Below are 26,686 nucleotides of genomic sequence, written 5' to 3' on the forward strand. Positions count from 1 at the left end.
TCTACCCACATATTTGCGTAAGGTCAATTTAGGCGTACTGTCTTTTGAAAATTTTCACTTTATTCTTTCATGGCTTTACCCGTCAAATATTGAAGCCAGGCATGAACACCGATTTTGACTGTTTCTTGAACGGAAGAATCCTTTGTCGGATCAAGACAAACAAAATCTATATGTTTAACACTTGCATGCTTTCCAATCTCGAGTAAGATATCAAACAACTCCGCTGATGTCATTCCACCGGTCGTTGAAGCAGGAACACCTGGGGCAAAAGCAATATCTAGAACATCCATATCAACTGTTACATAAATGCGGTCCACTTGCCTTGATAAGTTTACAATGGATTCTCGAATGGTATTGAGAAGCCCTTTATTTCTTGCCTTTTTCAACGGAATCATTTGAATTTCATGATCCTTAGCGTAATCGATTAAGGATTTGGCATTATAGAATCCATGTAAGCCGACGTTCACGATATGATTTCCTTGAACCACCTGACTATCAATCAGTTGCCGAATCGGTGTCCCATTTGCTGGACCAAGTTCCTTCGGATCTCTTACATCGAGATGCGTATCTAACTGTAGAATTCCAATGCTTTTTTGTGAATATTTTTGTTTTATCCCCCGAATGGCACAGGCAGTAACCGAATGATCTCCCCCAATCATACAGGTAATTGATTCAGGATACTGTTCTACCAAATATTTTGTCGCCGCTTCAATCCGTTGATGGGAGAGAAATATATCTGTTGTATGCATGCTCACATCCCCTGCATCTCCAACAACTAAACTTGTTAAATCGACGTCCTCTTCCAAATTGTAGGTAGCGAACTTTTTCCATAACCTCCGAAATTCATCAGGGTATTGAGAAGCGCCTGAAACACTGATGGAAGAACGGGATATTGGTGCCCCATAGAGAATCACATCCGGTTGTCCGGAACAATCTTTTAGTGGCTTCACCCATTGGTGAACAAACTCTTCTTTTTCACCTGCATTTATCCATGCCCATTCAGGCGGTTGTAACCAATTTTCACTCACCTCGGTCCACCACCTGAATCCCTTTTTTCCATACAGCTTTCACATGATTCACACCAAATAGATATTGAAGTTCTCGGTAATCCTTCACATTCCACAAGACGATATCTGCTTGCTTCCCAACCTCGAGTGAACCGACAAGATGTTCTTGCTTAATGGCACAAGCTGCATTGTAAGTCGCGGCAGTTAATGCCTCTGCTGGCGTAAGTCGCATAGTAATACAGGCAAGATTCATCACGAGTGGCATCGATGTCGTTGGCGAAGAGCCTGGATTACAGTCCGTTGATATCGCCACAGGTACACCTGCATCAATCATCTTTCTTCCTTTCGCCGCTAGCTCCCTTAAATACAATGCTGTCGCAGGTAAAAGGCAGGCAATAACCCCAGCTTCAGCCATTTTTCCGATGCCTTCATCCGTTGCTTTTAACAAATGTTCGGCAGAGATTGCCCCTACCCGTGCTGCCAATTCTGCTCCACCGTATGATATTATCTCATCAGCATGGATTTTTGGAATCAGTCCATATTTCTTTCCAGCCTCTAAGATTCTTTCTGACTGCTCAGGTGTGAACACCCCTTTTTCACAAAATACGTCATTGAAGACTGCTAGCTTTTCCTTTGCTACAATTGGGATCCATTCTTGAATGAGAATGTCTACGTATTCATCTTCTTTACCCTTAAATTCTGATGGAACCGCGTGGGCCCCCATAAAAGTCGGTATAAGATCGATTGGATGCTGTTTCTTTAATTTCTTCATGACTCTTAGCTGCTTCAATTCGGTCTCGAGATTCATGCCATAGCCACTTTTTCCTTCGACAGTTGTTACACCATGCTGTAAAAAAGAATCGAGTCTCCTCGATGTCTGTTCCATGATCTCGACCTCAGTTGCCTCACGTGTCATGCGGGTAGTAGCATGAATTCCTCCTCCAGCATTCATGATCTCCATGTAGGTGGCACCTTCAAGGCGCATTTCAAATTCTTTTTCTCTGCTTCCTGCATAAACAACATGGGTATGTGGATCGATAAGTCCAGGTGTAACCAAATGATTGGAAGCATCAACTATTTCTGCCTCTTCTATGCGACCACCAAAATTTTTTGCTAATTCTTGTGTGGTTCCGATTGCTTGAATTATACCTTCTTCTATCCAAAGGCTTCCGTCTTCAATAATGCCAAGTTCAGACATCACTTTGCCTGTACGAGGACCTTTATGATTTGATGCTAGAGTGGCGAGCTGATTGCCGTGAATAATCCAAATGGGTTTTGTCATTCAGCTGCACCTTCTTGATTAAGCATAGGCATTTTGATCCCTTTTTCGATGGCCGTTTTCTTCGCTATTTCATAGCCCGCATCCGCATGCCGTACAACACCCATTCCAGGATCTGTTGTTAACACTCTTTCAATCCGCTCGGACGCTTCCTTCGTCCCATCTGCCACGATAACTACACCTGCATGCTGCGAATAACCCATTCCAACTCCGCCACCATGATGGACTGAAACCCAAGTTGCACCGCCCACTGCATTAATTAAAGCGTTTAATATCGGCCAATCCGAGACGACATCTGAACCATCCAGCATCGCTTCTGTTTCTCGATTTGGTGAGGCAACTGAGCCTGAGTCAAGATGGTCACGACCGATGACAATGGGAGCTTTTAATTCTCCACTAGCAACCATGTCATTCATGATTTTTCCAAAACGTGCTCGTTCTCCATACCCAAGCCAACAAATGCGAGAAGGCAGTCCTTGAAATTGAATCTTTTCTTGAGCCATTCGAATCCAATTACATAAATGTTCATTATCAGCAAATTCACGTAAAATCGCTTCATCTGTTTTATAAATATCCTCCGGGTCTCCTGATAAAGCAGCCCATCGGAATGGTCCTTTTCCCTCACAAAATTGCGGACGAATGAACGCAGGAACAAATCCTGGAAAAGCAAAAGCATCTTCTACTCCTTCATCTTTGGCAACCTGGCGAATGTTATTGCCGTAATCAAAGGTAATCGCGCCCTTTTCCATCATATCTAGCATTGCTTTTACATGGAGTGCAATCGATTCCTTTGAAAGTTTGACGTATTCCTCAGGCTTCAATTCTCTTAAACTAGTAGCTTCTGCAAGAGTCATGTGAACTGGAATGTAGCCATTTAACGGGTCATGCGCTGATGTTTGGTCAGTTAACACGTCTGGAATGAATCGTCGCTGTAGCATTTCTGGCAAAAGTTCAGCTGCATTTCCTAATAAACCTATTGAAAGTGCTCTTCCTTCACGCTTCGCCTCATTCGCAAGTTGAAGTGCTTCATCAAGCGATTTCGTTTTTACATCGGTATACTTCGTTTCAATCCGACGATCAATTTTTGATTCATCCACTTCTATAGCGATACAAACACCACCATTCATCGTTACTGCAAGGGGTTGTGCACCACCCATTCCCCCTAGTCCAGCTGTTAAAGTGATCGTATCTTTAAGCGTTCCGTTAAAATGTTGCTTTGCTAGCTCTGCAAAGGTTTCATACGTTCCTTGAACAATGCCTTGCGAGCCAATATAGATCCAGCTTCCCGCCGTCATTTGCCCATACATCATTAAGCCCCTTTTATCCAGTTCATGGAATGTATCCCAATTAGCATAAGCAGGGACAATATTGGAATTTGCAATCAATACACGTGGCGCATTTTCATGTGTTCTAAAAATAGCAACTGGTTTTCCAGACTGAATCATCAACGTTTCGTCATTTTCAAGCTTCTTTAATGACTCGACAATCGCATCAAAGCTTTCCCAATTTCGCGCAGCCTTACCAATACCACCGTAAACGACCAAATCTTCAGGACGTTCTGCCACCTCCGGATCCAAGTTATTCATCAGCATGCGCAAAGCCGCTTCCTGCTGCCACCCCTTCGTATTTAGCTGGGTTCCTTGATAACGAACTACTCTGTTATTTGTTTGATTCATTTTTACACCCTCCTAGGTTTCAAAAAATCTTGTTTTCCGTCACTTTTCGACTTCAAAAATCACTTTTTTTTTCGTAGGAGAAAACTCTGTCTTCAGCCAGGTTGTTGCTTCCTCAATATCCTTGGAAAAAACTCTGTCTTTATCGATAAAGGGAACCCTTTTTCTCCCCTGTTCAAAAATATCTCTTGTAGCTGGAGCCATTTTTTCCTTTCCGCGAATTTCCGCCGCTTGACTCGCACAAATAAATTCAATCGCTATAACCCGTCTAGTATTTTGAATGATTTGATAGGCATGCCTTGAACCAATCGTTCCCATACTCACATGGTCCTCTTGATTTGCAGACGATGGGATCGAATCCACGCTTGCAGGGTGAGCTAACGTTTTATTTTCAGAAACAAGGGATGCTGCACAATATTGCATGATCATCGCCCCTGATTGTAACCCCGGTTCTGCACTTAAAAATGGTGGCAAATCATTAAGCTGAGGATTGACGAGTCTTTCAATCCGTCTTTCGGAAATATTGGCAAGCTCAGCGATTGCTATCCCTAGAAAATCCATCGCAAAAGCGATCGGTTGCCCATGAAAATTCCCTCCAGAAATCACTTTTTTTCCACCATCAAAAATTAGAGGATTATCTGTTGCAGCGTTTATTTCGATTTCAAGCTTTTCCTTCACGTAATTTAATGTTTGCCATGTAGCTCCATGAACCTGTGGTATGCAGCGTAAGGAATACGCATCCTGTACTCGGATATCTCCTTGCTTTGTAATCAGTTTGCTTCCTTCAAGGAACTCCCTCATTCTTTTCGCAACAGCAATTTGTTCTGGATAGCCACGAGCAATATGAACATCCTCATCAAATGCATCGATGATCCCCTTTAACCCCTCCATCGTAATGGCAGCAATCGCTTCCGATTGAAAGGCAAGCTTTTCAGCCTCAAGATAGGCTATAACCCCCATTGCCGTCATCGCTTGGGTCCCATTAATTAATGCGAGTCCTTCCTTAGCTGTTAATGTGATAGGAAAAATCCCTTCTTGAGACATGGCATCTAATGCTTCAACTCTTTTTCCTTTGTAAAATACTTCTCCTTCTCCAAGAAGAGGTAAGACTAAGTGGGAAAGAGGCGCTAAATCACCACTTGCTCCCAGTGACCCCTGCTGTGGAACAATCGGATGAATCTCTTTATTAACGAACTCTAGTAATCTTTCAATCACTACTTTTCTAACTCCAGAATACCCCTTCAATAAGGCGTTCGCCCTTAGAACCAACATGGCTCTTGATGCGAGTTCTGGGAATGGTTCTCCTACCCCGCAAGCATGGGAGTGAATTAAGTTCAGCTGTAACTCCTCAACATTTTCAGGGTCAATCAGAACATCACTAAATTTCCCGAAACCCGTTGTTATCCCATACACGACTCTATTCTCCTGAACAATTTGTTCGACGGCTTTACGGCTCTCCTCTACCTTTTTCCATGACTCTGATGATGCTGACACTTTTTCTCGTTCAAAGAGAAGTCTTTTCATTCCATCTAATGTAAGTGAATGACCTGTTAATACCACCATATGTTCACCCGCTTTCGTTGTAGTCCTTTACCCAATTAAAGCAACAATAACAAAGGGGGCTGTACTAAAGAAATCAGTAATTGATTTCAATAGTACAGCCCCCTAGTATCTAATCGCTCTGGGCAAAAGTTATTTAATTGATTTGTTAACTAGATTGGCTCAAATATGATTGATTCCGAGCCCTAATGTCTCATGCTCTAATCCTCTAACTGGTGCACCGATTGTTCCATATATTGCAACAGCCAACCATTCACCTTCTACTTCTTCCTCGTATGGATTGCCACGAACTACGGCAAATCGTAGTCCCACGGTTCTCATCACGGAACCTAACTGCATCTGTCCACGGGTGATCCCATGAAGTGCTTCCATAATGGCATGATATAAAGCATGGCTTTCTCGATACAAGTTCTCTTTAATAATCCCTTGTTGTTTGGCTGCAACCTCAATCGCTGCAACAACTTTTTGTGAATCCATTGAACCCACTTTTCCTAAACAACTTTTCCAGTTCAGTTGCTTCGTGATCTCCTCTAACTCATGAGTTTCTTCCATCAACAGTAGCAATGTAGCATGACGTCCAATTCGATGTTCCTTCTTCAAAGTCATTGATAATCACTCACAATTTCTCATATTCACTAGTGTCTAATATCTATTTTTAGAATATAGGAAATATTCATATACGTCAATTGGAATTGGTTCATTAAACTTGGTCAAATCATAATTGCCGTTCACAAAAAAGGACTGAATGAAATCAGCCCTTCATGCCTTCTACTCCTTTTCTTTTTGATCCTCAACTTTGTCATTCATAGCTCGAAAGATTTGTGTATTCATACTCCCCTGAACAATATTTTCTAAAAAGAATTCCCCGATCAATTTAATATATTTCTCGTCATCGAACATCTTCTTGTTTTGCAGTTCCATTTCTGCAAGCCCTTCATAAGTGATTAAAAAAGCGTATGTATAATCCTGACCTGTTATGGGTGTAAGGATTTCAACATGATGGTTATATTCTTTATTTCGATATTTTTTTATCTTTTTTGCACATTCGATGGCTTCTTTGAATTTATCTTGTTTGACCTCAAATGTTTGATATACAAAAATGGACATTCCCTTCACCTCCAATAAAATTATTATCTATCTAGATAATTTCTTTATTCTCTCGTTAGTTTTCCTTATTCTTAAAATGCATAACCAGTAGGACAAGTAAAACAAGAACCACAAATAAGATACTTACGAAAAATCCAGGTCGACTTGAATCTTGTATGACAGTTCCGCTAACCGCAAGTAAAATCAAACCCATACCAATAAAGCGTTTTAGATGGTCAAAACCTGTTGCTTCAATGATTTTCGGAAGAGATACTAAGATAAACATCCAATTATACAAAAGCATCAATCCCGCACCAGTTGTGATGTATTCATATACACTGTCCGGCATTAAAAACGATAAAATAATCGAGGTAATTATCCCGCATATGGTTAAGCTTAAGGCGTATGGAGGGACCTTTCCCCAACTTTTTTTCGAAAAGAATTTCGGTGCATCCCCATCCTCCGATAAAGTGACGACCATGCTTGTTACCGCGAATAAGGAAGCCGCCATTGTAGAAAATCCAGCGATAATGATTGCTCCGTTAAATAGATGCGGGAAAAAATCGAGATTGTATTTTTTGAGCGCACTGACAAAAGGACTTTCTTCTGAGGAAAACTTGTCCAATGAAACGAGGCCCGTTGCTAACACCATGGAAGCAAGGTAAATGGCGGTAAGAATGAACAGCATATACGCCCCCGATTTTCGTGCATCTTCTTTTTTCCGTAATCGAGGTGTCATAATTCCCATTATTTCGATTCCACCAAAGGCATAAAAGCCATAAATAAGAGATGACCACAGCCCCATCATCCCATTTGGAAAAAATTCATTCACTTTTTTTGGTACGGTAAAATCCATACTACTCCCACCAAATAACCCAATCAAAACAGCAATTGCTAAAACAATGAACATCAAAATGGCAGCGACTTTAATAATCGCAAAAATGTTCTGTGCTCTTTCAAATCCTTTTGTGCCGATCACTACTACAAGGATGCCTAAAATTGCATAACCCGAAGCAAAGATCCAAAGCGGAACATTCGGAAACCAAAAACGAGATAGGATTGATAAAGCCGTTAACTGACTACCGGTTATCAACATTTCTGAGAACCAATACACCCAACCACTACTAAACCCTGCCCATTTCCCAAAAGCTTTTTTGGCATAAGAACGAAAAGAACCTTTTTGTGGATCCTTTGCGGCCATCTTCATTAATGCATCTGAAACAATTAAGGTCCCTATGGCAGCAAGGATAAATGACACAATGACAGACGGTCCTGCCATTTTGATCCCAATTCCCGAACCAAGAAAATAACCGGTCCCAATAATACAGCCAACCCCAATGAGAGAAAGCTGCCACCATGCTAATTTGTTCTCTTTCTTCTTTCCTCCTCGGTCCCCTGCCGATGCTGGAATTTCCACGAAGGTACTCCTCCTTTCTATCCTAAGAATGAAGCCAGGATTTCTGCTGGTTCTGTTGATTGGACATCTTGCTGATAAGCTGCCACCCTTTGTTGATAGTCTAAAAGAGCTTGTTCTTCTTGAAGAAGAGCAAAAAGATGTTCAAATGGCTTGTCTTTATTTAAAAGAAACACCACTCCCAATTTCTGAAGTTCCTGTAGATTAATCTTCTCTTGTCCTGGTAAGGCGTGGTAAATAAAGATGGGCTTACTTTTCGAAAGACATTCGCTTATCGTTACACCTCCAGGCTTTGTAATAACAGCATCTATCTCATCATATAAATGATTCATTTTTTCCATACAATCGATATATGGATATGGGACAAGATGTTCCATTTGAAGTGAAATGAGTCTCTCCAATAATCTTTTATTCTTACCGCATAATATAAAAAATTTGACCTTTAAAGGAGAAACATAATCTTTGAACTGCTTGATTAATTCCTCGATCGCTCCGACTCCTAGATTCCCCCCTGTAATAAGGAAATTGTATGTATCTCGTACTTTAGAGAATTTTGTTGAATCTACTTTTCTGATTTTTGAATGTACGGGAATTCCTGTTACAAAAATGCGTTCTTCTCGAACACCTTTTTCCTTTAAATAACCCTTCATGCTTGATGAAGGAGCAAAATGAAATTCTATATTTTTCGTACCCCACAACCGATGCACAAAATAGTCGGTATAAACATTGGCGACTGGAATCTTCAATCCCTCTCTCTCCTTAAGATGATTAAGCATATACGCAGGGAGAGAATGGGTACAAACAATTAAATCAGGTTTTCTTTCCCGTATGAGCCTTTTTATAAAAGGCAAAAAAAGGAGTTCATATAAGCGATATCGCTTTTCTTCCTGATTATCTTTAATTACCACTTTGCGATAGACCAAATTATAGGTTTTTGGAAAAATCTTAATCCATTTTAGATAGACACTCGAAATCAGGTTTTCAACTTTCCCGTAGCTATAAGCTAAAATATCAACTTTTTCACATTTAATGTGCGGATGTATTTGCTTGAGCCCATCGATTAATGTATTTGCCACTTGATGATGCCCAGAAGGAATTTGTAGAAACGGCAAAAAAAGTACAGTTTTGGTTGACTGTTCCATAGTTCACCTCTGGGAATTTTAGTTTCGCCAATAGTTATGAGTTAATTTTTCCTTGGACATAAACAAATAAATGGGCCTTTCATACTTCAGAATTTGATTCACAGACATTCCCCTATTAGAAAGAAGGCCAATTGGGAGAAAACTCAATTTTTTAAACCATTTATAAAAAGGATTCATAATGTCAATGATTTCAAATCCTAATCTTTCGGTACCTTTACTTAGTGATGTAATCCCAATTATCCCTTTTATATCTGAGTTACGGTGATGATTTCGAATATAGCTTTCAACTCCTGGAAGGGAATTTTGAACAGAGCGGTAAATCATCTTTGCTTTTTTAAGCTCACTTTTTATGTCCTTTACCTCCATTAACAATCGAATATTATGGAGATGAATTTTCACTAATGTATCGTTTTTGAGAATTTGTGTCCCATCAGACAAAGTAATATTTCTCCCTTTATACTTAGTCAGGCGAATTCTGAAAATATTATCTTCATTCGTTGTTACATATGTAAGACGTGAGCAAAAATAATAAATTGGATCGCACATTTTCCAAATCGAAAGAATCTGATTTCTCATTCTTTCTGTCTCTCCTTTTAAAACAATCCTTTTTGATAGTTTTTAATATCTGGCTGTTTTCTATCCTAAATTTATTTATAAAATTACTGACGCATAAAACAAAAAAAGATGGATTTTGCAATCCATCCCTACCATAGAATTTCAGTTATTTTTCCACTAAATAGGTTCGTGTCAATATTACAAGCCTTGCCCTCGATACCGTATTGCCATCCTCCTACAAGAGAATTCTCAGGAGCTTCTGGTTCATAGGTTGGAGCATTGGATTCAGAAGTGGTACCTGTATGTGGAGAAGCTGTCCAAATATAGGTGCTGGCAAGAATATTTTTATCATTGCCAGCGGCTTCTTCAAAAGCGGTTGTTAGTTCATTTCCGGATTCAAAAACTCCATAAATTCCAGGCTTATAATTTGAGTTACCTAACACATCATACCAAGCTTTTATAAATTCCGAATTTACAGGATAGCTTGGCTCAATATCGGCAAAAATAGGCACACCAGCAGGCAATCCTAGCTCTTCTGCTTTCTTAATAGCTTGTTCTGCTTCACTTTTACCACTATCATAGCCGGTAGCATCCGTAAAATGATTCCATATCGGAAGAACTAATATGTTGTTGGAGTGAAGAAATTCTGCTTCATCAGTTGTGATTCCTGAAGAAACACCTTCCTTTTCACCTAAATAACGTCCCCATACTTTTGGCTCCCCATAATTTTCTCTTACACAGGAAAGCATCTCTGAATCCGTGCTACTGGCAGAATCGACACCCCAAACGACTTCATCGTCATTTGAGGGATCATTCTCCTTTGCGCCTGTCTCTCCATTTTGATCAGCAGGCTTTTCCTCTTGTCCATTGTTGGAGGTTTCTTTCGTATTTTCCTGACTTGCATTTGCGTTCTGGCCTTCAATATTGTTTCCAATATCATTGGTGACATTAACATTTACGTTGACTTCAATATTATTGGAAACATTATTGTCTACTGTGTTATTTTTTCCGTTTTTCACACTATTGTTTATCGTATTAGTTACTTCGGCATTTTCTCCGTTTATATTATTTTCCACATTATTCGTGACTGTTCCATCACCACTTTCCACATTTTCTGTCGTCTCACTACCATCTGCAGAAACTTTTCCTGTTACTGGTTCAGATGGATTAGATTTTACAAGTGAGAAAGAAAATATGGTAACGACAACTACGAAAAATGCTGTGACAAATAAAGGTATTAATTTGCCTTTTTCCATACCATGCCCTCCTTGTCTATTTTCATTGACATTTTATGCGACAAGTTCTCTGGTCGGTTGGGCTTGTGAAAAATTGGCAATCCTGCACGAGCAGTAAAATGCTTTCAATTAACTTAATCTACAGACTTTTTTCCTACATATTGACTCCTTTTAGGGAACTTGTTAAGATTTTTTAATATATTAATATAATAACTACCTTGTATAAGTTCAAGAATATGGCTTGAACGTTTCTACCAGCTACCATAAATAGCTTGTCTACGAGGTTTAGAAAATGAAAATTTCCTATTCCTTCTGTAGATCAAACTTTGGCAGCTTCAGCCAAAGTTTTTTTGTTTTTTAAATATAATTTAGGAGGAAAGGTCATGAATAAATTTTTTCAGTTTCAAGAACGTGGAACTTCTTATAAGAAGGAAACCCTTGCTGGGGTTACTACATTTCTATCAATGGCTTATATTTTAGTCGTTAACCCAGTTATCTTAAGTCAGTCAGGAATGGACCAAGGTGCTGTTTTTACAGCAACTGCTCTTGCATCGATTGTCGGAACACTTTTAATCGGAATTCTAGCAAATTACCCAATCGGAATTGCTCCAAGTATGGGGTTAAACTCATTCTTTACTTTTTCTGTATGTATCGGAATGGGGATTGACTGGGAGGTTGCCTTAACCGGTGTATTCATAGCTGGAATCATATTCATGATTTTAAGCTTATTAAAAATCCGTGAGAAAATCATAAATGTCATTCCTCAGGATTTAAAATTTGCGATTGCTGCTGGAATTGGATTTTTCATCGCCTTTGTGGGAATGAAAAATGCAGGAATCATTGTTGGTAACGAAGCCACTTTCGTTTCAATTGGCGACCTGACTTCTCCAATGACTGCTCTGGCTGTTTTAGGATTTGTTATAACTGTAATTCTAATGGTTCGTGGAATCCACGGGGGAATATTTTATGGGATGGTGATCACAACTATTGTCGGGATGATCTTCGGACTAATCGAGATCCCTTCTTCTGTTGTAGGAAGCGTACCAAGCCTCAGACCTACTTTTGGTGCAGTTTTCACTCATCTTGGTGACATTTTCACAGTGAAAGTATTAACAGTTATTTTCACGTTTCTATTTGTTGCATTTTTTGATACTGCTGGCGCCCTTATCGCTGTGGCGAGCCAAGCTGGTTTAATCAAAAACAACGAAATTCCGAACGTTGGGAAGGCCTTATTAGCAGACTCTACTTCTGGAGTTGTCGGAGCTGTTTTAGGAACTTCAACGACTGCATCATTCGTAGAATCATCTGCAGGTATTGCAGTAGGTGGAAGAACCGGATTCACATCGATTATTATCTCAGCTTGCTTTTTTATTGCCTTATTTTTCTCACCTATTCTTTCCGTGATCACACCTGAAGTAACCGGTCCTGCACTGATGATTGTCGGAGCGTTAATGGCAATGGAAATCAAGAAAATTGATTGGAGTAAACTTGAGATTGTTATTCCATCATTTGTAACAATTATCATGATGCCACTTACTTATAGTGTTGCAACTGGGATCGCACTTGGATTTATCTTATATCCATTAACACTAATGGCACAAAAACGTTTCAAAGAGATTCATCCAATTATGTACTTACTTTGTGTACTCTTCTGTTTGTATTATATATTCGTAGCTTAATAGCTTAAAGTTAAAAAGGAGAAGAAATCGTTAGGGCTAACCTAGCAATTTCTTCTCCTACTTTTATGGGTGTTTTAAGAGATCTTTTAAATTGTTCGGATTCAATTTCTCAAGCAGGAGTTCAAGGACATTTTCATCATCCTCCAGTAACTCTTCTTTTTCCTCTTCCGTCATCGATTCAATGATTTCTTCAATTACAGGTAAAGGAATTTCATTAGTTAAATTGTCTGTTGGTAAATGATTCAACACTTCTTTTACTTCAGTTAATGTTTCTGTTGGAAGTTGATTTATCACTTTTTTCACTTCGGTTAATTCTTCTTTTGGAAGTTGTTTTATCACTTCTGTTACTTTTTCTTTCACTTCTTCTTTAATTTTTGAATCTTGGATCAGGTCTTGTTTGTCTTTGACTTTCTCTACTCCATTGTTAATGAGCTTACTTGGAATCGAAATGAGCTTACCTAATAGTCTTTCAATTTCCTCTTCACTGAATATCCCCTTTTGCTTCTTGATGGTTTCTTTTGCCTCATTCGTCTGTGATTCTATTGCTTCCTTCTCTTTACCAAGTGCATCCATGTTCAACTGGAGATTTCGAATTTCCTTTATCAGAGGAAGAACCATTTTCTTGTATTCTTCTAATTTCATTCGAACTGTTGTAGATTCAATCTGTGTATTCTCATCACTTGCTTGTTCTGCTGCCTTCATGTTCTTTGCTACTTGAATTAATTCAGCATAATTTTTGGCCAATTGAATCTTTTTATCAGATTTGGCTTTCTCTTCAAACGCTTCAATATTTCCTAAGGTTTCTTCCATTCCTTGTAGATTATTCTCTAATTCATCCGTCAGGACTCCTGCATTCTTCATTCTCTCAAAAAACGGTGAAACAACTTGCAAGTAGCTGTCCTCTTGACGCCATAATTCATTCGTCTTATTGATTAATTCTTCCGTATTGATGGTTTCAGTATCTGCCCGTTCTAGAGTAGTCGTGATGCTCTGAAGTAATGATTCGAGAGATTTTACCTGCTCTGGATCAATCGTTTCAAATGTATTCTTTGCCAAATCCAATAAATCCTTTAATATAGGGAGCTGTGCAGTATCTTTTTCTATCCCCTCGAGAATGTCCTTTAAAGTTGATTCATTATCCTCAAACTGTTGTATAAGCTTTTTCAATTCCTCTTCACTCATGGAGCCACCTTCTGCGATTGTACCGCACTGACTTGCATAACAAGTCTCAACCGTTGCATTCGGAAGTGTAATCGCTGCGGCCTGTTGAGCCGTTACCGTCATTGAGACATTTTCCATACAAATCCGACCAGGCTTTCCAGGTGTACAAAGGCCCGTAAATTCTGGGATCGAACTTCCTTTTGTTGAGGCAGTTAACTGCTTAACTGGGATCGGTCCTGGAGATTTAACCCGGATCACGATAGGTTCTTGATTTCCTCCCCGATTGACTTTTTTAGTAATGGTTAAACCATAGATTTCCCCTTCATAAATTGTGATTTTACCAGCTACAATTCCGACTAGATCCAGTACTCCATCGACCTTTTCGGATTCAATAATAAAACCACCACTATCTTCTGAAGAGCCTTCCGCATTGGCTCGAAAAGAGGAAGAGGAAAAGACGCATCCCAGCATGAGGTATACAATTAATAACATCGTAACTTTCTTTTTGCTTTTTCTTTTCATGCGAATTCTCCTCATGAAATAGTCATTTATGCTTGAATCGAATACTGTGAATCATCTTTTTCAGAAGGCAACTTTTCCGGTATTGCTACCTCTTCCTTATCCCAAGCGATGCATAACGCACCGGCAATGATGCCGATAATCGTTCCGATAATAAATCCTCCTAAGGCTCCCATTATGGAAAGGACCGATAGAAATATGGTAAGAACGCCAAAAATGCTAGAAAACTGCGGATATATAAATGAGAATATTCCGATAATTAAAAGGATGCCACTAAATAGAAATCCAATGAACACTAGGCTACCTGGTATGAAAGCAATTGCGTATAATTGCAGTGGAATATACAAAATGATGAGTGCAGCCAAAATAGTTAAGGTTGCCCCCCAAAATGGTCGCTTATTTCTCCATTGTTTAAATTTCCCTGATTGTGCAACGTTTTGAGTTTTCTTTTTCCATTTCTCTTCTTTCTTTTGCCTTCGTCTTTCCTTCCTATCCATAAAAGTACCTCCGTTCTAACTTTGTACTCACTGATTTGTCATATCGGGTTGGCTTATTTTTTCAACTGAGATTTTTGCTCCTCCTAAGCTAACCATACTTTGAAACAAGTAATCTGTTACAATTTTTGCATTAGTAATTGTAATAGATGTTGCGGATTGACCCCAATTCTTAGTAAAATCTGATGTATTGGTTTCTTTAATGGCCAACTCAGAAAAATTGAAATCCGCATCAATAAAGCGTGCATCATGTATTAATCCTTTAATGGTCGTTTCCCCTGCTCGAACATGAAAACGCACCCAATTCCCTGTAGGTAATTTTAGATCCTTATAGATGTGTAAGTTTGTGATCTTTGCTGTATCCATTTTATTACGGACCATGGGTTCTGCATTGGAGTTTCCTGTCTCACCGACATGTGGTAATAGCTGAAATTGTGTACCTTGAAGCTCATCGAACTCCACATAAAAATCCCCGATTCCTCCAAGCGGAACGGCAAATGCACTTCCTGTGAATCCAAATACCGAAATTAGCACACCTAGTGCTAACAATCCAGAGGCCAATGCGATAGAGAATTTCTTTTTTATGGTCTTACTTACAGTAATACTGTTTTCCATCTTTCTCACCTCATCTTTGATTTTAACTATAAAACTTCTTAAAACATTCCCTCCTTCTTTTTTAAAGCGCTTTCTTTTCATTCTAGTTAGAAAGACGAATTTAACCAATTCCGAAATTCTTCGTATTTTTTTCAATTTAGCTATCATTTCCCCCTACTTTCGTATGTCAAACCTCTAGGTGAAATGAAAATTTGGCTCTTTTTACATAGATTCGATTAAAGTTTCCTTTTTTAGCCCTTTTGTACAAATTATTTTTTTACCGTACTTACGTGGAAAAACATAAAAAAGTTTGTCAACGAATAACCATGAAGTAGGCAAGTCACATCCCATTTACTATGTCGAATTGACGCAGATAGTTAGAACTTTTGTCTAATCAACCTCTATTTAAAGGTATTCTAACAACTCTGTAGAAAATGAATATATTCACTCGACTTAACTTACTTTGAAAGGATGGAAAACGCTCATGTCCCTTTCGGTAAATGACCATATGAATTCCATATTCCTGCGTGGTATCACACAAATTCGAGCTAGTGAAAAAGAAATTTTAAAGGAATGGGAAGAAGTTATATTTCACTTACGGAATACTGGTAAAAGTTCAGTACATATTGCTGAAGATATGGTTGAATTTTATTCTACGATTCTTTTTAAAAAGAACTTCGACGATCACGAACCTCTTTTGGATTTGGCGAATGCTAAACATGCGATCACGCTACCCAGTTATAACAGCAATAAATTTATTGGCACCTTATTAGAAAACTCTACCCTTCAAGTGATTCAAGCAATTGCACCTGAATATCACGAATATCATCATGCGATCCAATTTGTTTTCTCGATTATTAACGAGAAAATTTTCATCCCTTTTGAAATCGATATATTTCTAAAGGACCTTGTTCAATCTCAGCAATTGCCGATTAACTGGGCAGCAATCGTTAAGCAAAGCGATCATACTTTCACTGTTGAAAAATGGTTTGATTCGTCAGATGAATTGTTATTTTTCAAAACAGATGAATTGAAAGCGGATTCGATTTATTCATTGTCTGAAGCACTTATCCGATTAAATTCAACGGATAAAGCGAGAATTGGGAGTGTTTTTCCGATTCCTCACGAGGACCGAACCATATTAATTTACACAACGGAAAATCCAGCTATTATACTTCCTTTTTTAAGCTATTCACTGCAAATTTTTCAAAAGGGAAGGGAGACCCTAAAAATTACACAACAGGAAATCATGTGGAAAGATTTTGTGATCATGTTCAATGAAAATATTATGCGTTCCAAAACCTTGGCAGAAGCTGTTGAACAAATCTCCGTTGGGTTTATAAAATTTCTACCGTTTGAACGCTGTGCACTTTTTTCCTATTCCATGAACGAGCAAATGGGATTTGGCCTGTTTGGAAAACATCTAGATAATAAAGCTATTCAAAGTATTACAGAGGACATTAACAATCTTCCAATCATCCAAAACTATATCCAGTTACTTGAACATTTCGGTAGGAATATTAATTTTATTCAGCCGATTTTTATCAAAGATGCGGTTGCCGGTTTTCCAAAAGCATACGTTGAACAATTCCAACTCGGTTCCATCGTTATTGCTCCTATTTTCACGACTTCAACAAACAAGCTATTAGGAGCAGCAATTCTTGATCAAGGTCCGGGTAAATATTTCAAAGCTCCAAAAGAAACGTTCTCCGCTCTTCTTAAATTTGGTCAAAGTGCTGGCGAATTGTTATCGAGATTCTACTCGACCACGAATGAGCAGCAAAAAGCTGGAACGAAGCATTTTTCACCAAGAGAAATTGAAGTGCTAAAACTTATGGCTGATGGTGCTTCTACTTATGAGGCAGCTAGTAAACTCAATTTAAGCGAGTATACCGTTCGTGACTACGTATCTACGGTTATGCAGAAAATGGATGCAAAAAATCGGACAGAGGCCGTTGCAAAAGCGATTCGTGAAGGCTTTATTTAATAGTGCCCGAGACAGCGAGAGAAGCAGTTCATGTCTTTTCTCGCACTTATTTTTCCATGGATGCTACCACTTCTAATAAGGATTCTTGATCGATCGTTTCTTGAAATCCTCGCATAATTTGCTCTTTATATTTCTCTTCGATTTCCTTCATTCGAATGGATAATTTAGGCGTTAACTCTCCACCTTCAATCGTCCATGGTTCACTTATGATAATCACTTTTTTAGGCTGTTCAAATTTAGCAAACCCACTTGTTAACCGTTGCACTTCTGTTTCATACAAATGTTGAACAATGGGATTTAGACAAATCTCTTTACTAGAAGGAATCTCTAAACCCTTATTTCTTACCCACGGAATCAATTCCTCATAATCTGGATTAACTAAACAAATAATGTACTTTTGCTGGTCGCCAAAAATAACGGATTGATGAACATATTTACTTTCATTAATGGCACTTTCAATCGGTTGCGGAGCCACGTTTTTACCCGTCGACAGGACGAGAATACGTTTTTTCCGATCAAGGATTTTCAAATATTTCTCCTCATCTACCTGACCAATATCTCCTGTACGAAACCATTCTCCATCGAAAGCCGCTTCTGTCGATTTTTCATCTTTATAATAACCTCTCATGACACTGGGACCTTTAACGAGGACTTCTCCATCTTCAGCTATTCGCACTTCTAAATTTGGAAGAACCATTCCGACCGTACCGGTCTTCGTCCTTACCATTGGATTTGTGGTGATAACTGGCGACGTTTCAGTTAGCCCATATCCTTCCAGCACGGGTAGATCAAGCGCCCAGAAAAACTTGGACACTTCCGGATTTAATGTTGCTCCACCAGAAACCATTCCTCTTAATCGACCACCTAACTTAGACTTCACTTTTTGATAGACAAGCCGGTCTGCGATTTTCCACTTCCGTTGCAATGATTTTGGCATAGAGTCTCTGAGGATCAAATCCTGAATGGAAAGATTGAGATAATTCTCGTAACGCTCGATTCCAACGGATACTGCCCAATTAAAGATTTTTTTCTTAATAGATGAGCCACTCTCAATTTCATCGATAACCTTCATATATACCTTTTCAAACAATCTTGGAACACTGGTAAGGACAGTTGGTCTCACTTCAAGCATATTTTCTTGAATGGTTTCAATATTTTCAGCGTAAGCAATAGTACAACCTACGGATAGAGGCATATAATGTCCCGCCATTCTTTCAAACACATGCGATAATGGTAAGTACGATAAAGTTACATCCTCTGGAAGTAATTCGATTAGCCAAAACTGTACCCCTTCCAAATTAGCAAGGAAGTTCCCATGGGAAAGCATAACTCCTTTTTGTTTCCCAGTCGTGCCAGAAGTATGAATAATCGTGGATAACTGATCTCTTTCAATCTCTCTCCAATTATCTTCCCAATTGGATAACGGATTGTCAGCACCCATCGCCATTAATTCCGTGAAACTGATGTCCATATTTTCTATTGAGGGATTCATCATAATACAGTGTTCCAAGGTATCATTCAAGGCGACTTTTTGACGCTGCTCTTCATTTTCCACTACAACCATTTTGACATCCGCATTTTTTAAAATAAATCTAACTTGCTCGGTTGGCAACGTAGGATAAATCGGAACCGTAACTGCGCCTAGACTAGCAATAGCAAAGTCCGTAATTCCCCACATAGGGTTACTATTAGACAGAATTGCGACCTTGTCATCTTTTTTAATACCCAATTTCGCAAATCCTGCTGCAGCTTCATAAATATTGTTCCAAAGAGTCGCATAAGTCATCTCTTGGTAGGTTCCGTTAACCTTCCACATGAAGGCTATTTTTGTTGGAAACCTATTCACGGTGTTCCAAAGCATTTCAACCAGATTATTCGGTTTCATTAGAAGCCCCCTTGCATGTAATCACTTCTCCATTTCTTGTAATCTCATAATCTCGACATTAAAGTCTTTCAATAATAGTCGCTGTCGCCATCCCAAACCCAATACACATGACTTGAAGACCATATTTTGCATCTGTATCCTCCAGGGTGTGAAGTAAAGTTGTTGCCAATCTAGCTCCGCTTGCTCCAAGAGGATGCCCTAAGGCAATAGCCCCCCCTCTAGGATTAACCCTGTTCATATTCGGATTGAATTCCTTCGCCCACGCTTTCACAACTGAAGCAAAAGCTTCATTTATTTCTATCACATCCATTTTCTCAAAACTAAGTCCCGCTTTTTCTAGAACCTTCCTTGTCGCAGGGATCACGCCTGTTAGCATCATGACAGGGTCCATACCGACAGCGGTACGTGCAATGATTCTAGCCCTAGGTTTTACGTGAAGGGTTTCTGCTTTTTCCCTAGACATCAGCAAAAGTCCTGCTGCCCCATCACTAATTTGACTTGAGTTTCCTGCTGTAACTACCCCACCATCTGGGATAAAAACCGGTGTTAATCCAGCTAATTTTTCAATAGATGTGTCTCTGCGAATTCCCTCATCACCTGTTAAGCTAACTTCTCCACCTTCAGCTTTTAACTTAAGGGGAATAATTTCTCTTTTGAACAAACCTTGATCAGCCGCAAATTCTGCTCTTCGATGACTTTCCAACGCGAATTCATCTAGTTCCTCTCGTGTGAGCCCCCATTCTTTCGCAATCATTTCTGCAGAAAATCCTTGGGGGACAATATTGTAACGACTTACTAACTCATTGCTAAAACTCCCTAAATCACTTCCCATCGGTACCCGCGACATATTCTCTACGCCACAGGCAATAGCAATATCCACATCCCCTGAAAGGATCATTTGCGAAGCCGTATGGATGGCTTGTTGACTCGATCCACACATACGGTTTAGTGAAAAGGAAGGTACTTCAACTGGAAAGCCTGCAGCTAGTACCGCCATTCTCCCAATATTGCCGCCCTGTTCATCTGTCATGGTGACGCACCCTGTGACGACCTCTTCCACAGCTGCAGGCTCTATTCCATTTCGCTCAACTAATTGCTGTAACACTGGAACGAGGAGATCTAAAGGGTGTGTATGGGATAAAGCTCCATTTTTACGTCCAACTGCCGTTCGAATGGCATCAACGATTACAACCTCTCTCACAATATGTCTCTCCCTTGTTTTACTACACAGTATTCTTATTGATTTTTTTCAAGGCGCTGTTATTGTACATTGTTGATTTTTTGATTTTCAAAAGGTGTAGCAACTTAACCGGAGAAATTCAGTTTATTTTGAAAAATTTAAGGTTATCGGGTGAAATAGACGGAGATTTTTGGCTTAAACGACCTAAAGAGCCTTAAAATCATGAAAATGGATAGCTTAACCGGAAAAATTACGCTTATTTATCGAGAAATAGGTGAATTTCTTGACTTAACCAGAATTTATCCGCCTATTTTTCCATGTAATAAATTCAACACCCACCTAAAAAGTAAATAATTCAATCCCACCTGATACGTTTAAGCCGATGCCTGTAATGTATTTCGCTTTGTCTGATACGAGGAAAGTTATTGCATTTGCAATATCCTCTGGCTCGCCCGGTTGCTTCATAGCCGTTCGTTGAATCATACGTTCATTCATAGAGGGATTCCCCATTTTAAAGGCTTCAGTTCCAATGATTCCCGGCACAATAGCATTCACCCGAATCCCATGCTTCGCACCTTCTAAAGCCATGCTCTTCGTAAAGCTTAAGAGTCCACCCTTCGTCGCCGAATAGCTAGCCTGCCCAAAGCCTCCGAGTGTACCAGCAACAGAAGACATATTGATAATACTTCCACTGCCCTGCTCCTTCATATAGGGCCATACAGCTTTCGTGCAATTATAAGCACCGGTCAAATTTACTTTTAAATCTCTCTCCCAAAAATCATCATTTTGATTTTCAATTTTTGAAACATGGTCGAGAGTACCTGCATTATTTACCAAAATATCGATGCGTCCGAATTCCTGCTTAACTCTGGCAAATACGGCTTCCACCTGTTCTTTATCAGTCACATCCATTTTACAGGCGAAGGAATTTCTCCCCATGTCTTGAATTTCTTTTGCTGTTTTGTCTGCATACATAACATTTGTGCTTTGCATAATTTGAGCAATCGGTCCATATTTAAGAGCTTCCTCCTCATTATGAGAATCTGATTCTATTAAAATATCCGTAATCACCACATCAGCACCAGCTTCGGCAAGTGCTATTGCGTCCGCTCTGCCTAACCCACGAGAAGCTCCGGTGACAATCGCCACCTTGCCTTTTAACAATTCGTTCCAAGAAGACATTTTTTCACCTCTATTAAATAAATGTTTTTTTCGAAGAAAATAAACAAGCAAACTCAGTAAATAGCACAAAATAACTACTTCTACGTTAAAATTGGCGACAAAATTTTAATATCCCTCTATACAGAGTCTACTTATATAAATTTCGCTTTTTCTTTTTGATAAAAAGCTGCTATTCCTATGCTTGGTTCTTCTGTTAGAAACGTTTCAGAAAATGCTTTCGCTTCAATTGCTAACCCTTCATCCATCGGGTACTCTGCCGCGTTAATCGCTCTTTTCGCTAGACCCATTGCATGAATGGCCCCCTCTGCCAGCTGTTCAGCAAATTCCGTTGTAACTGATTCCAATTGTTCTGGAGCAACAGCCCTGTTAATCAAACCAATCGCTTCTGCTTTCTTCGGTTCTAGTTGCTTAGCTGTAAAAATTAATTCGATTGCCTTTGCTCTACCTAGCAATCTCGTCATTCTTTGAGTACCTCCTGCCCCAGGGATGATCCCCAGCGAGAGCTCACTAAGTCCAATGCGTCCCTTTGACATAATTCGAAAATCACAGGCAAGAGCAAATTCACAGCCACCTCCTAGAGCATGACCGTTAATGGCTGCTATTACTGGTTTTGGCAAAGTAGCAAATGTTTGAAAGCACGTTTGCATTCTAGTACTCAATTTAGCAATTGGATCATCATCCATCGCTTGCGGGTCCACAGATTGAATAATCCCCATTAAATCAGCACCGGCTAGAAAGCTCTTGGGATGAGCACTTGTGATAACAATGACACGAACAGATGGATCATCCTTCAATACCTTTGCAACATGCTCGAGCTCATACATTAAATCATCGCCAATCGCATTTGCTGGAGGGTTATTTATCGTAACCCAAGCCACTCCCTTAACACGTTTTTCTACCATTAGCGTTTGATAATTCACTAAGTCTCCTCCTTTCATCAGGTGAAATAATGGACTACACTCTAACTCCGTATGGAGCATATTGCCGCCTAGCAATTACTAAATGTTGGATTTGGTTGGTCCCTTCAAAAATATCGAACACTTTTACGTCACGATATAATTTTTCTACCAAATGACCATCCAAACCAATTGGCCCTAGAATCTCAAGGCACTTCACACAAACCTCTAATGCCATTTGCCCTGCAAACGCTTTAGACATCGCCGCTTCCTTCGCATTGGCTACTCCAATATCGGCTTTCCACGCTGCCTCCCACGTAAGATATCTAGCAGCTGCTATATTCTGTTCAGCTTCTGCCAAAAGTTCAGCAGCAATCGTATATAACCGTCCAATTTTCGGATATTCTTTGCGGACTAAATCAATCGAATATTCATAGGCAGCACGCGCAATTCCGATGGCCATTGCCGCTACAATTGGGCGCGTACTATCAAAAGTTTTCATCGCGACTTGAAACCCAGATGGCTTTGAAGCAGCTGTTTGATACAACTCTTCACCACCGAGCAAATTTTCATCGGGTATAAAACAGTCCTCAAATAGAAGCTCCGCTGTTTCATTGGCTCTTAATCCCATTTTTTTTACAAGCTTTGTACAACTAAAGCCTTTCATTCCTTTTTCAACAACAAACGCTCGCTGTCCAGCTCGCCCGAGTGATTTATCTAAGGTTGCAAATACAACAACCCATGAGGCACGCCCCCCATTGGTAATAAAGATTTTTTGACCATTTAAGACATACCCTCCATCTACCTTTTGTGCTGTCGTTTGGACAGCCGAAGCGTCGGAGCCTGCTTCTGGTTCGGTCAGAGCATAAGCTCCCCAACGTGGCTCATCCTTTGTAAAAATAGACAAGAACCTTTGTTTTTGTTCAGCTGTTCCACTACTCTGGATAGGCGGTCCTCCTAGACCCGCACCAGGTAATGACAATGCAATTGCCGGATCTCCCCATGCAATTTCCTCAGTGGCAATGACCCCTAAACGATTGCCTTGTCGTTCTTTTTTTGCTAATTTTTTGTTAGCATTATCTCCACCAAAGGAAGAAGTATTTAGTTGAATCCCCATCTTGTTTACTTTATCTAGCCACTCATCAGGTACTTTTCCTAATCGGTCTGCCTCAAGCGATATCGGTCTAATTTCATTCTCAGCAAACCAATGTGTTAATTCCTTTATTTGTTTCTGTTGTTCAGTTAGTTCGTACGTTATCACCTGACATTCACCCCTATCGTCCCGCCGCCAATAAGTTGCTCTCCTCTTTGAATCAATAACTCTTTTTCACGACCATATAAACTCACTTGTGCTTGGGCATCTCGCATCCATTTTTCAACGGGGTATTCCTGAACATAACCATGCCCTCCTAAGAGTTGCACCGCTGAATCAGTTACATACCTGACTGAACGATGGGCACGATAGAGTGCCCTTATCACGGAGCCTCCTGCTGATGCTTTATCCTCATCTACTTCAAGTGCAGCTTGCCAAACGAGATGATTGGCAATACGAGTCTCCATTGCCATATCCGCAATTCGGAATGAAACACCTTGAAACTTTGCAATTTCCTGTCCGAACGCCTTTCGTCCTGCAGTGTATTCTGTTGCATAGTCAAGGGCAGCTTCCATTAATCCAACTTCCTTTGCGGCTTGTAAAAGCTGGACTCTAGGTCGAATTTTTTCTATTAGCTGAAGAGCCTCTTCATCACTAGCAAGGATTAGCTCTTCAGCAACATATACATTCTCAAATTCGTACTTGCCTAACCCTGATGCAAGTAGACCTAATCGATAATCCCCAAATTCTACTTTTAAGTTTTGTTGTTCAGCTACTTCAACCCACATCACTAAGGGCAAACCATCAAGATCCCGCCCCAACACGACTATGTAATCGGCGAAGGATGCTAATCTAACAGGTTGAGTGATACCATTGATTAACCACCCATCATTTTTATTTTCTATGGTTACGGTTGCATTTCCAGTCAAATCCAAAAGTGCCACAGTTTTTTTCGAATGAATAATGTCGTCTTTATATGTGGCTAGCAGAGGATGATCAGGACATAACCGAAATAAAGTTGCTGCATCACCTAGTCCAGGCAATCCTTGAATGACACCTAAGTCTCCATAACTTAAAGCCTGTAAAATTTGTACCTGAGTGATCAAAGGGAGTTCTATTCCTTCCCAGTTCTCTGGTGTTTCTAAGGCTAGAAATCCAAGTTCATCTAGTTCACCCACAAGAAAAGCATCGACTACCTGGTTCTTTTCTACTTCTCTAGCAACCGGTCGAATCTTATCGATTGCAATATCTTTTGCCACATGAATAAACTCTTTTTCTTCATCAGTTGGTAAAAAGGATGTCACAAGTTTTCCCCCTCTTTAAAACAGAAACTTCCACTAAATGCGGAAGTTCCTATTTTCTTCATTTCAATTCAAAATTAAGCTGTTCTATAGGCTGCCAACACACCCTGAAGCTTTAATGCAAGACCCATGTTCCCTTGAAGCTTTAATTTTCCACTCATAAATGCCTGTGTCCCATTTAAGCTTCCTTCAACCATCTTCTCAAAATCCTCGCTTGCCATTTTTAAAATGCAATCAGGTTTTTCATCTCCACCTTCAGCTACATAGCTATTTTCACCTCTTAAAACAATCTGGTAGGAACCTGATTCCTCACCATGTAGATCAAATTGGTAAACTGCCTCAAGACCATTTAGACGGCTAGGGTCCGCACTCAAAGCTTCATCAATTTCACGAAAAATTTCTCTTAATTCTGTCATCCTTCATTTCCTCCTCCAATTACATAATTTTTGCTATATATCTCAATCTTAAATTCTGATAATTCAATAATAAATTCCTAAAAATGTAGGGATTTTTAAAAAGGTTTTTATGTTAGTCCCTAGCTTTGTATGTAAAACAAACAAAAAGCTGATCAAAAGACGAGTCGATCCTTTTGAGTCAGCTTCTAAAGTTAAGTTATTTAAAACTAGTGATTACGTTGAATCCATAGGTTTTAAAGTTCGTCATGTCATTTAACACATCATTCACATCATCCAATGCAATTTCTCTTGAAACAAGAGAACGCGGATTGAGCTTGCCCTGTGCGATTAAGGATAATAACCCATCATACTCCGTTTTTGGGTTTCCGAGACTACCTACAATTTCTAACTCCTGAGCAGTTACAGCGTCAATTGGGATTCCCGCAACCCCTGATTCATTGTGGGTCGTTAAGCCAATCTGCACATGACGCCCACCTTTTCGTAAGGATAAAACGGAATTTAAAATCGTTTCCTGAATGCCTAGAGCTTCAATAGATGCATGCGCTCCACCCTTTGTTATTTCCTTAACAGCTTCGATGACATTTTCATTGCTCCCATTAATTGTTGCAACTGCCCCTTCTTTTATCGCCATCTCAAGCTTTGCGTCATCCACATCAACTGCAATCACTTGGGCACCAACCGCATTCCCTACTTGAATCGAAGAAAGCCCTACTCCACCAGCACCATGAACGACTAACCAATTTCCAGGTTTAACATTTGCCCGGGCAACACCATGGTAACCAGTCATGTATCTGCAGCCAATCGCCGCAGCAGTGACGAAATCTACTTCATCTGGCAATTTTACTAGATTGAAATCTCCATTCGGCACCTTCACATATTCTGCATAGGCTCCATCATAACCAAATCCAAATATTTGCAGGTTATCACAGCGATTTGAATGGCCACTTAAACAATTTAAACAATGAGAACATCCTTCATGAAAAGGAGTAGTCACTCGATCTCCTGGACGAAAGTTCTTAACCTCATTTCCAACTACCTCTACTACTCCTCCCATTTCATGACCTGGTATGATCGGAAGCTCAGGTGCCAGTCCTAACCACGCCCAATCCCCCATCCATGCATGCCAGTCACTTCGGCAAACACCGCTGGCCTCAATTTTAATAATTACGTCGTGAGGTCCTGGCGTTGGATCGGGAACATTGCCGATCCGAAGTGGTTTTCTGTTTTCTATTATTTGTGCAGCTCTCATCTTTCTTCCCCCTTTTTATCCAATATCAAACTAGTAAAACATATTCATGTTGCTATATGAAAATGCTTACAAAAAGATACAAAAAGGATTTTCTCAGCA

Annotated in this window: 23 protein-coding genes and 1 riboswitch; of the genes, 2 read left to right on the top strand and 21 right to left on the bottom strand. The window is 39.7% G+C overall.

What is annotated here, in order from left to right:
* Window positions 1–59: 59 nt before the first annotated feature.
* From FA727_RS08275 to FA727_RS08320, 10 genes are all read right to left on the bottom strand, one after another.
* Complete coding sequence (locus FA727_RS08275; protein ID WP_136830431.1) at window positions 60–1,028, bottom strand: agmatinase family protein; 969 nt, start codon at window positions 1,026–1,028, stop codon at window positions 60–62.
* The gene (gene hutI, locus FA727_RS08280; protein ID WP_136830432.1) at window positions 1,021–2,289 is read right to left on the bottom strand and encodes an imidazolonepropionase; all 1,269 of its coding nucleotides are present in this window, start codon (window positions 2,287–2,289) and stop codon (window positions 1,021–1,023) included. Before hutI ends, FA727_RS08275 begins: the two co-directional genes overlap by 8 nt.
* A complete protein-coding gene (hutU, locus tag FA727_RS08285) occupies window positions 2,286–3,962 on the bottom strand; it encodes a urocanate hydratase (RefSeq protein WP_136830433.1) in 1,677 nt (558 codons plus the stop codon). The genes hutI and hutU overlap by 4 nt, the downstream gene beginning before the upstream one ends.
* Window positions 3,963–4,001: 39 nt before the next feature.
* Window positions 4,002–5,522 carry a histidine ammonia-lyase gene (hutH, locus tag FA727_RS08290; RefSeq protein WP_136830434.1) on the bottom strand — a complete coding sequence of 507 codons (1,521 nt, stop codon included), beginning with the start codon at window positions 5,520–5,522 and terminating at the stop codon, window positions 4,002–4,004.
* A 159-nt stretch (window positions 5,523–5,681) separates the two neighbouring features.
* On the bottom strand, window positions 5,682–6,125 hold the full coding sequence (gene hutP / locus FA727_RS08295) for a histidine utilization transcription antiterminator HutP (protein WP_136830435.1): 444 nt from the start codon (window positions 6,123–6,125) through the stop codon (window positions 5,682–5,684).
* 162 nt (window positions 6,126–6,287) lie between these two features.
* Window positions 6,288–6,626, bottom strand: a complete 339-nt coding sequence (locus tag FA727_RS08300; RefSeq protein WP_136830436.1) for a hypothetical protein — start codon at window positions 6,624–6,626, stop codon at window positions 6,288–6,290.
* Window positions 6,627–6,681: 55 nt separating this feature from the next.
* Window positions 6,682–8,022 carry an amino acid permease gene (locus tag FA727_RS08305; protein ID WP_170209249.1) on the bottom strand — a complete coding sequence of 447 codons (1,341 nt, stop codon included), beginning with the start codon at window positions 8,020–8,022 and terminating at the stop codon, window positions 6,682–6,684.
* 17 nt (window positions 8,023–8,039) lie between these two features.
* The gene (locus FA727_RS08310; protein WP_136830437.1) at window positions 8,040–9,161 is read right to left on the bottom strand and encodes an MGDG synthase family glycosyltransferase; all 1,122 of its coding nucleotides are present in this window, start codon (window positions 9,159–9,161) and stop codon (window positions 8,040–8,042) included.
* An 18-nt stretch (window positions 9,162–9,179) separates the two neighbouring features.
* Complete coding sequence (locus FA727_RS08315) at window positions 9,180–9,737, bottom strand: YkoP family protein (protein WP_136830438.1); 558 nt, start codon at window positions 9,735–9,737, stop codon at window positions 9,180–9,182.
* Window positions 9,738–9,865: 128 nt separating this feature from the next.
* Window positions 9,866–10,972 (bottom strand): glycoside hydrolase domain-containing protein, encoded by a 1,107-nt coding sequence (locus FA727_RS08320; protein ID WP_136830439.1) that lies wholly within the window; start codon window positions 10,970–10,972, stop codon window positions 9,866–9,868.
* 177 nt (window positions 10,973–11,149) lie between these two features.
* A riboswitch (purine riboswitch) is annotated at window positions 11,150–11,250 on the top strand.
* An 84-nt stretch (window positions 11,251–11,334) separates the two neighbouring features.
* On the opposite strand from FA727_RS08320, the gene FA727_RS08325 reads away from it, so the two are divergent.
* Entirely contained in the window at window positions 11,335–12,630 is a 1,296-nt protein-coding gene (locus FA727_RS08325) for an NCS2 family permease (protein WP_136830440.1), read from the top strand.
* A 63-nt stretch (window positions 12,631–12,693) separates the two neighbouring features.
* On the opposite strand, the gene FA727_RS08330 is transcribed toward FA727_RS08325, so the two are convergent.
* The 3 genes from FA727_RS08330 to FA727_RS08340 are packed head-to-tail and all read right to left on the bottom strand — an operon-like array spanning window position 12,694 to window position 15,419.
* Entirely contained in the window at window positions 12,694–14,313 is a 1,620-nt protein-coding gene (locus FA727_RS08330) for a hypothetical protein (protein WP_136830441.1), read from the bottom strand.
* 26 nt (window positions 14,314–14,339) lie between these two features.
* Window positions 14,340–14,807 carry a DUF6114 domain-containing protein gene (locus tag FA727_RS08335; RefSeq protein ID WP_136830442.1) on the bottom strand — a complete coding sequence of 156 codons (468 nt, stop codon included), beginning with the start codon at window positions 14,805–14,807 and terminating at the stop codon, window positions 14,340–14,342.
* Window positions 14,808–14,834: 27 nt separating this feature from the next.
* Window positions 14,835–15,419, bottom strand: coding sequence for a DUF6230 family protein (locus FA727_RS08340; RefSeq protein WP_136830443.1), 585 nt, complete (start codon window positions 15,417–15,419; stop codon window positions 14,835–14,837).
* A 487-nt stretch (window positions 15,420–15,906) separates the two neighbouring features.
* Between FA727_RS08340 and FA727_RS08345 the strand changes: the two genes are divergently transcribed.
* The gene (locus FA727_RS08345; protein ID WP_158318821.1) at window positions 15,907–17,385 is read left to right on the top strand and encodes a response regulator transcription factor; all 1,479 of its coding nucleotides are present in this window, start codon (window positions 15,907–15,909) and stop codon (window positions 17,383–17,385) included.
* 46 nt (window positions 17,386–17,431) lie between these two features.
* Here the strand turns inward: FA727_RS08345 and FA727_RS08350 are convergent, their stop codons facing one another.
* From FA727_RS08350 to FA727_RS08385, 8 genes are all read right to left on the bottom strand, one after another.
* Window positions 17,432–19,270 (bottom strand): AMP-dependent synthetase/ligase, encoded by a 1,839-nt coding sequence (locus FA727_RS08350; RefSeq protein WP_136830445.1) that lies wholly within the window; start codon window positions 19,268–19,270, stop codon window positions 17,432–17,434.
* Window positions 19,271–19,328: 58 nt separating this feature from the next.
* Window positions 19,329–20,471: a thiolase family protein gene (locus FA727_RS08355; RefSeq protein ID WP_136830446.1), complete on the bottom strand. Its 1,143-nt coding sequence runs from the start codon at window positions 20,469–20,471 to the stop codon at window positions 19,329–19,331.
* 318 nt (window positions 20,472–20,789) lie between these two features.
* Entirely contained in the window at window positions 20,790–21,632 is an 843-nt protein-coding gene (locus FA727_RS08360; RefSeq protein WP_136830447.1) for an SDR family NAD(P)-dependent oxidoreductase, read from the bottom strand.
* A gap of 131 nt (window positions 21,633–21,763) precedes the next feature.
* Entirely contained in the window at window positions 21,764–22,552 is a 789-nt protein-coding gene (locus FA727_RS08365; protein WP_136830448.1) for an enoyl-CoA hydratase/isomerase family protein, read from the bottom strand.
* A gap of 34 nt (window positions 22,553–22,586) precedes the next feature.
* Window positions 22,587–23,789 (bottom strand): acyl-CoA dehydrogenase family protein, encoded by a 1,203-nt coding sequence (locus FA727_RS08370; RefSeq protein WP_136830449.1) that lies wholly within the window; start codon window positions 23,787–23,789, stop codon window positions 22,587–22,589.
* A complete protein-coding gene (locus FA727_RS08375; protein ID WP_136830450.1) occupies window positions 23,786–24,925 on the bottom strand; it encodes an acyl-CoA dehydrogenase family protein in 1,140 nt (379 codons plus the stop codon). The genes FA727_RS08370 and FA727_RS08375 overlap by 4 nt, the downstream gene beginning before the upstream one ends.
* Window positions 24,926–24,999: 74 nt before the next feature.
* A complete protein-coding gene (locus tag FA727_RS08380) occupies window positions 25,000–25,338 on the bottom strand; it encodes an SCP2 sterol-binding domain-containing protein (RefSeq protein ID WP_136830451.1) in 339 nt (112 codons plus the stop codon).
* 196 nt (window positions 25,339–25,534) lie between these two features.
* Window positions 25,535–26,587: a zinc-dependent alcohol dehydrogenase family protein gene (locus FA727_RS08385; RefSeq protein WP_136830452.1), complete on the bottom strand. Its 1,053-nt coding sequence runs from the start codon at window positions 26,585–26,587 to the stop codon at window positions 25,535–25,537.
* Window positions 26,588–26,686 lie beyond the last annotated feature (99 nt).

It is taken from the genome of Robertmurraya kyonggiensis, assembly GCF_005116465.1.
Lineage (GTDB): Bacteria > Bacillota > Bacilli > Bacillales > Cytobacillaceae > Robertmurraya > Robertmurraya kyonggiensis.

Bases quoted from the DNA above. Each gene is read 5' to 3' on its own strand.
- FA727_RS08300 (WP_136830436.1), bottom strand. From the start codon at position 6,626: ATGTCCATTTTTGTATATCAAACATTTGAGGTCAAACAAGATAAATTC.
- FA727_RS08340 (WP_136830443.1), bottom strand. From the start codon at position 15,419: ATGGAAAACAGTATTACTGTAAGTAAGACCATAAAAAAGAAATTCTCT.
- FA727_RS08380 (WP_136830451.1), bottom strand. From the start codon at position 25,338: ATGACAGAATTAAGAGAAATTTTTCGTGAAATTGATGAAGCTTTGAGT.
- FA727_RS08315 (WP_136830438.1), bottom strand. From the start codon at position 9,737: ATGAGAAATCAGATTCTTTCGATTTGGAAAATGTGCGATCCAATTTAT.
- FA727_RS08360 (WP_136830447.1), bottom strand. From the start codon at position 21,632: ATGTCTTCTTGGAACGAATTGTTAAAAGGCAAGGTGGCGATTGTCACC.
- FA727_RS08350 (WP_136830445.1), bottom strand. From the start codon at position 19,270: ATGAAACCGAATAATCTGGTTGAAATGCTTTGGAACACCGTGAATAGG.
- FA727_RS08385 (WP_136830452.1), bottom strand. From the start codon at position 26,587: ATGAGAGCTGCACAAATAATAGAAAACAGAAAACCACTTCGGATCGGC.
- FA727_RS08330 (WP_136830441.1), bottom strand. From the start codon at position 14,313: ATGAAAAGAAAAAGCAAAAAGAAAGTTACGATGTTATTAATTGTATAC.
- hutH (WP_136830434.1), bottom strand. From the start codon at position 5,522: ATGGTGGTATTAACAGGTCATTCACTTACATTAGATGGAATGAAAAGA.
- hutI (WP_136830432.1), bottom strand. From the start codon at position 2,289: ATGACAAAACCCATTTGGATTATTCACGGCAATCAGCTCGCCACTCTA.
- hutU (WP_136830433.1), bottom strand. From the start codon at position 3,962: ATGAATCAAACAAATAACAGAGTAGTTCGTTATCAAGGAACCCAGCTA.
- FA727_RS08345 (WP_158318821.1), top strand. From the start codon at position 15,907: ATGAATTCCATATTCCTGCGTGGTATCACACAAATTCGAGCTAGTGAA.
- FA727_RS08320 (WP_136830439.1), bottom strand. From the start codon at position 10,972: ATGGAAAAAGGCAAATTAATACCTTTATTTGTCACAGCATTTTTCGTA.
- FA727_RS08335 (WP_136830442.1), bottom strand. From the start codon at position 14,807: ATGGATAGGAAGGAAAGACGAAGGCAAAAGAAAGAAGAGAAATGGAAA.
- hutP (WP_136830435.1), bottom strand. From the start codon at position 6,125: ATGACTTTGAAGAAGGAACATCGAATTGGACGTCATGCTACATTGCTA.
- FA727_RS08310 (WP_136830437.1), bottom strand. From the start codon at position 9,161: ATGGAACAGTCAACCAAAACTGTACTTTTTTTGCCGTTTCTACAAATT.
- FA727_RS08325 (WP_136830440.1), top strand. From the start codon at position 11,335: ATGAATAAATTTTTTCAGTTTCAAGAACGTGGAACTTCTTATAAGAAG.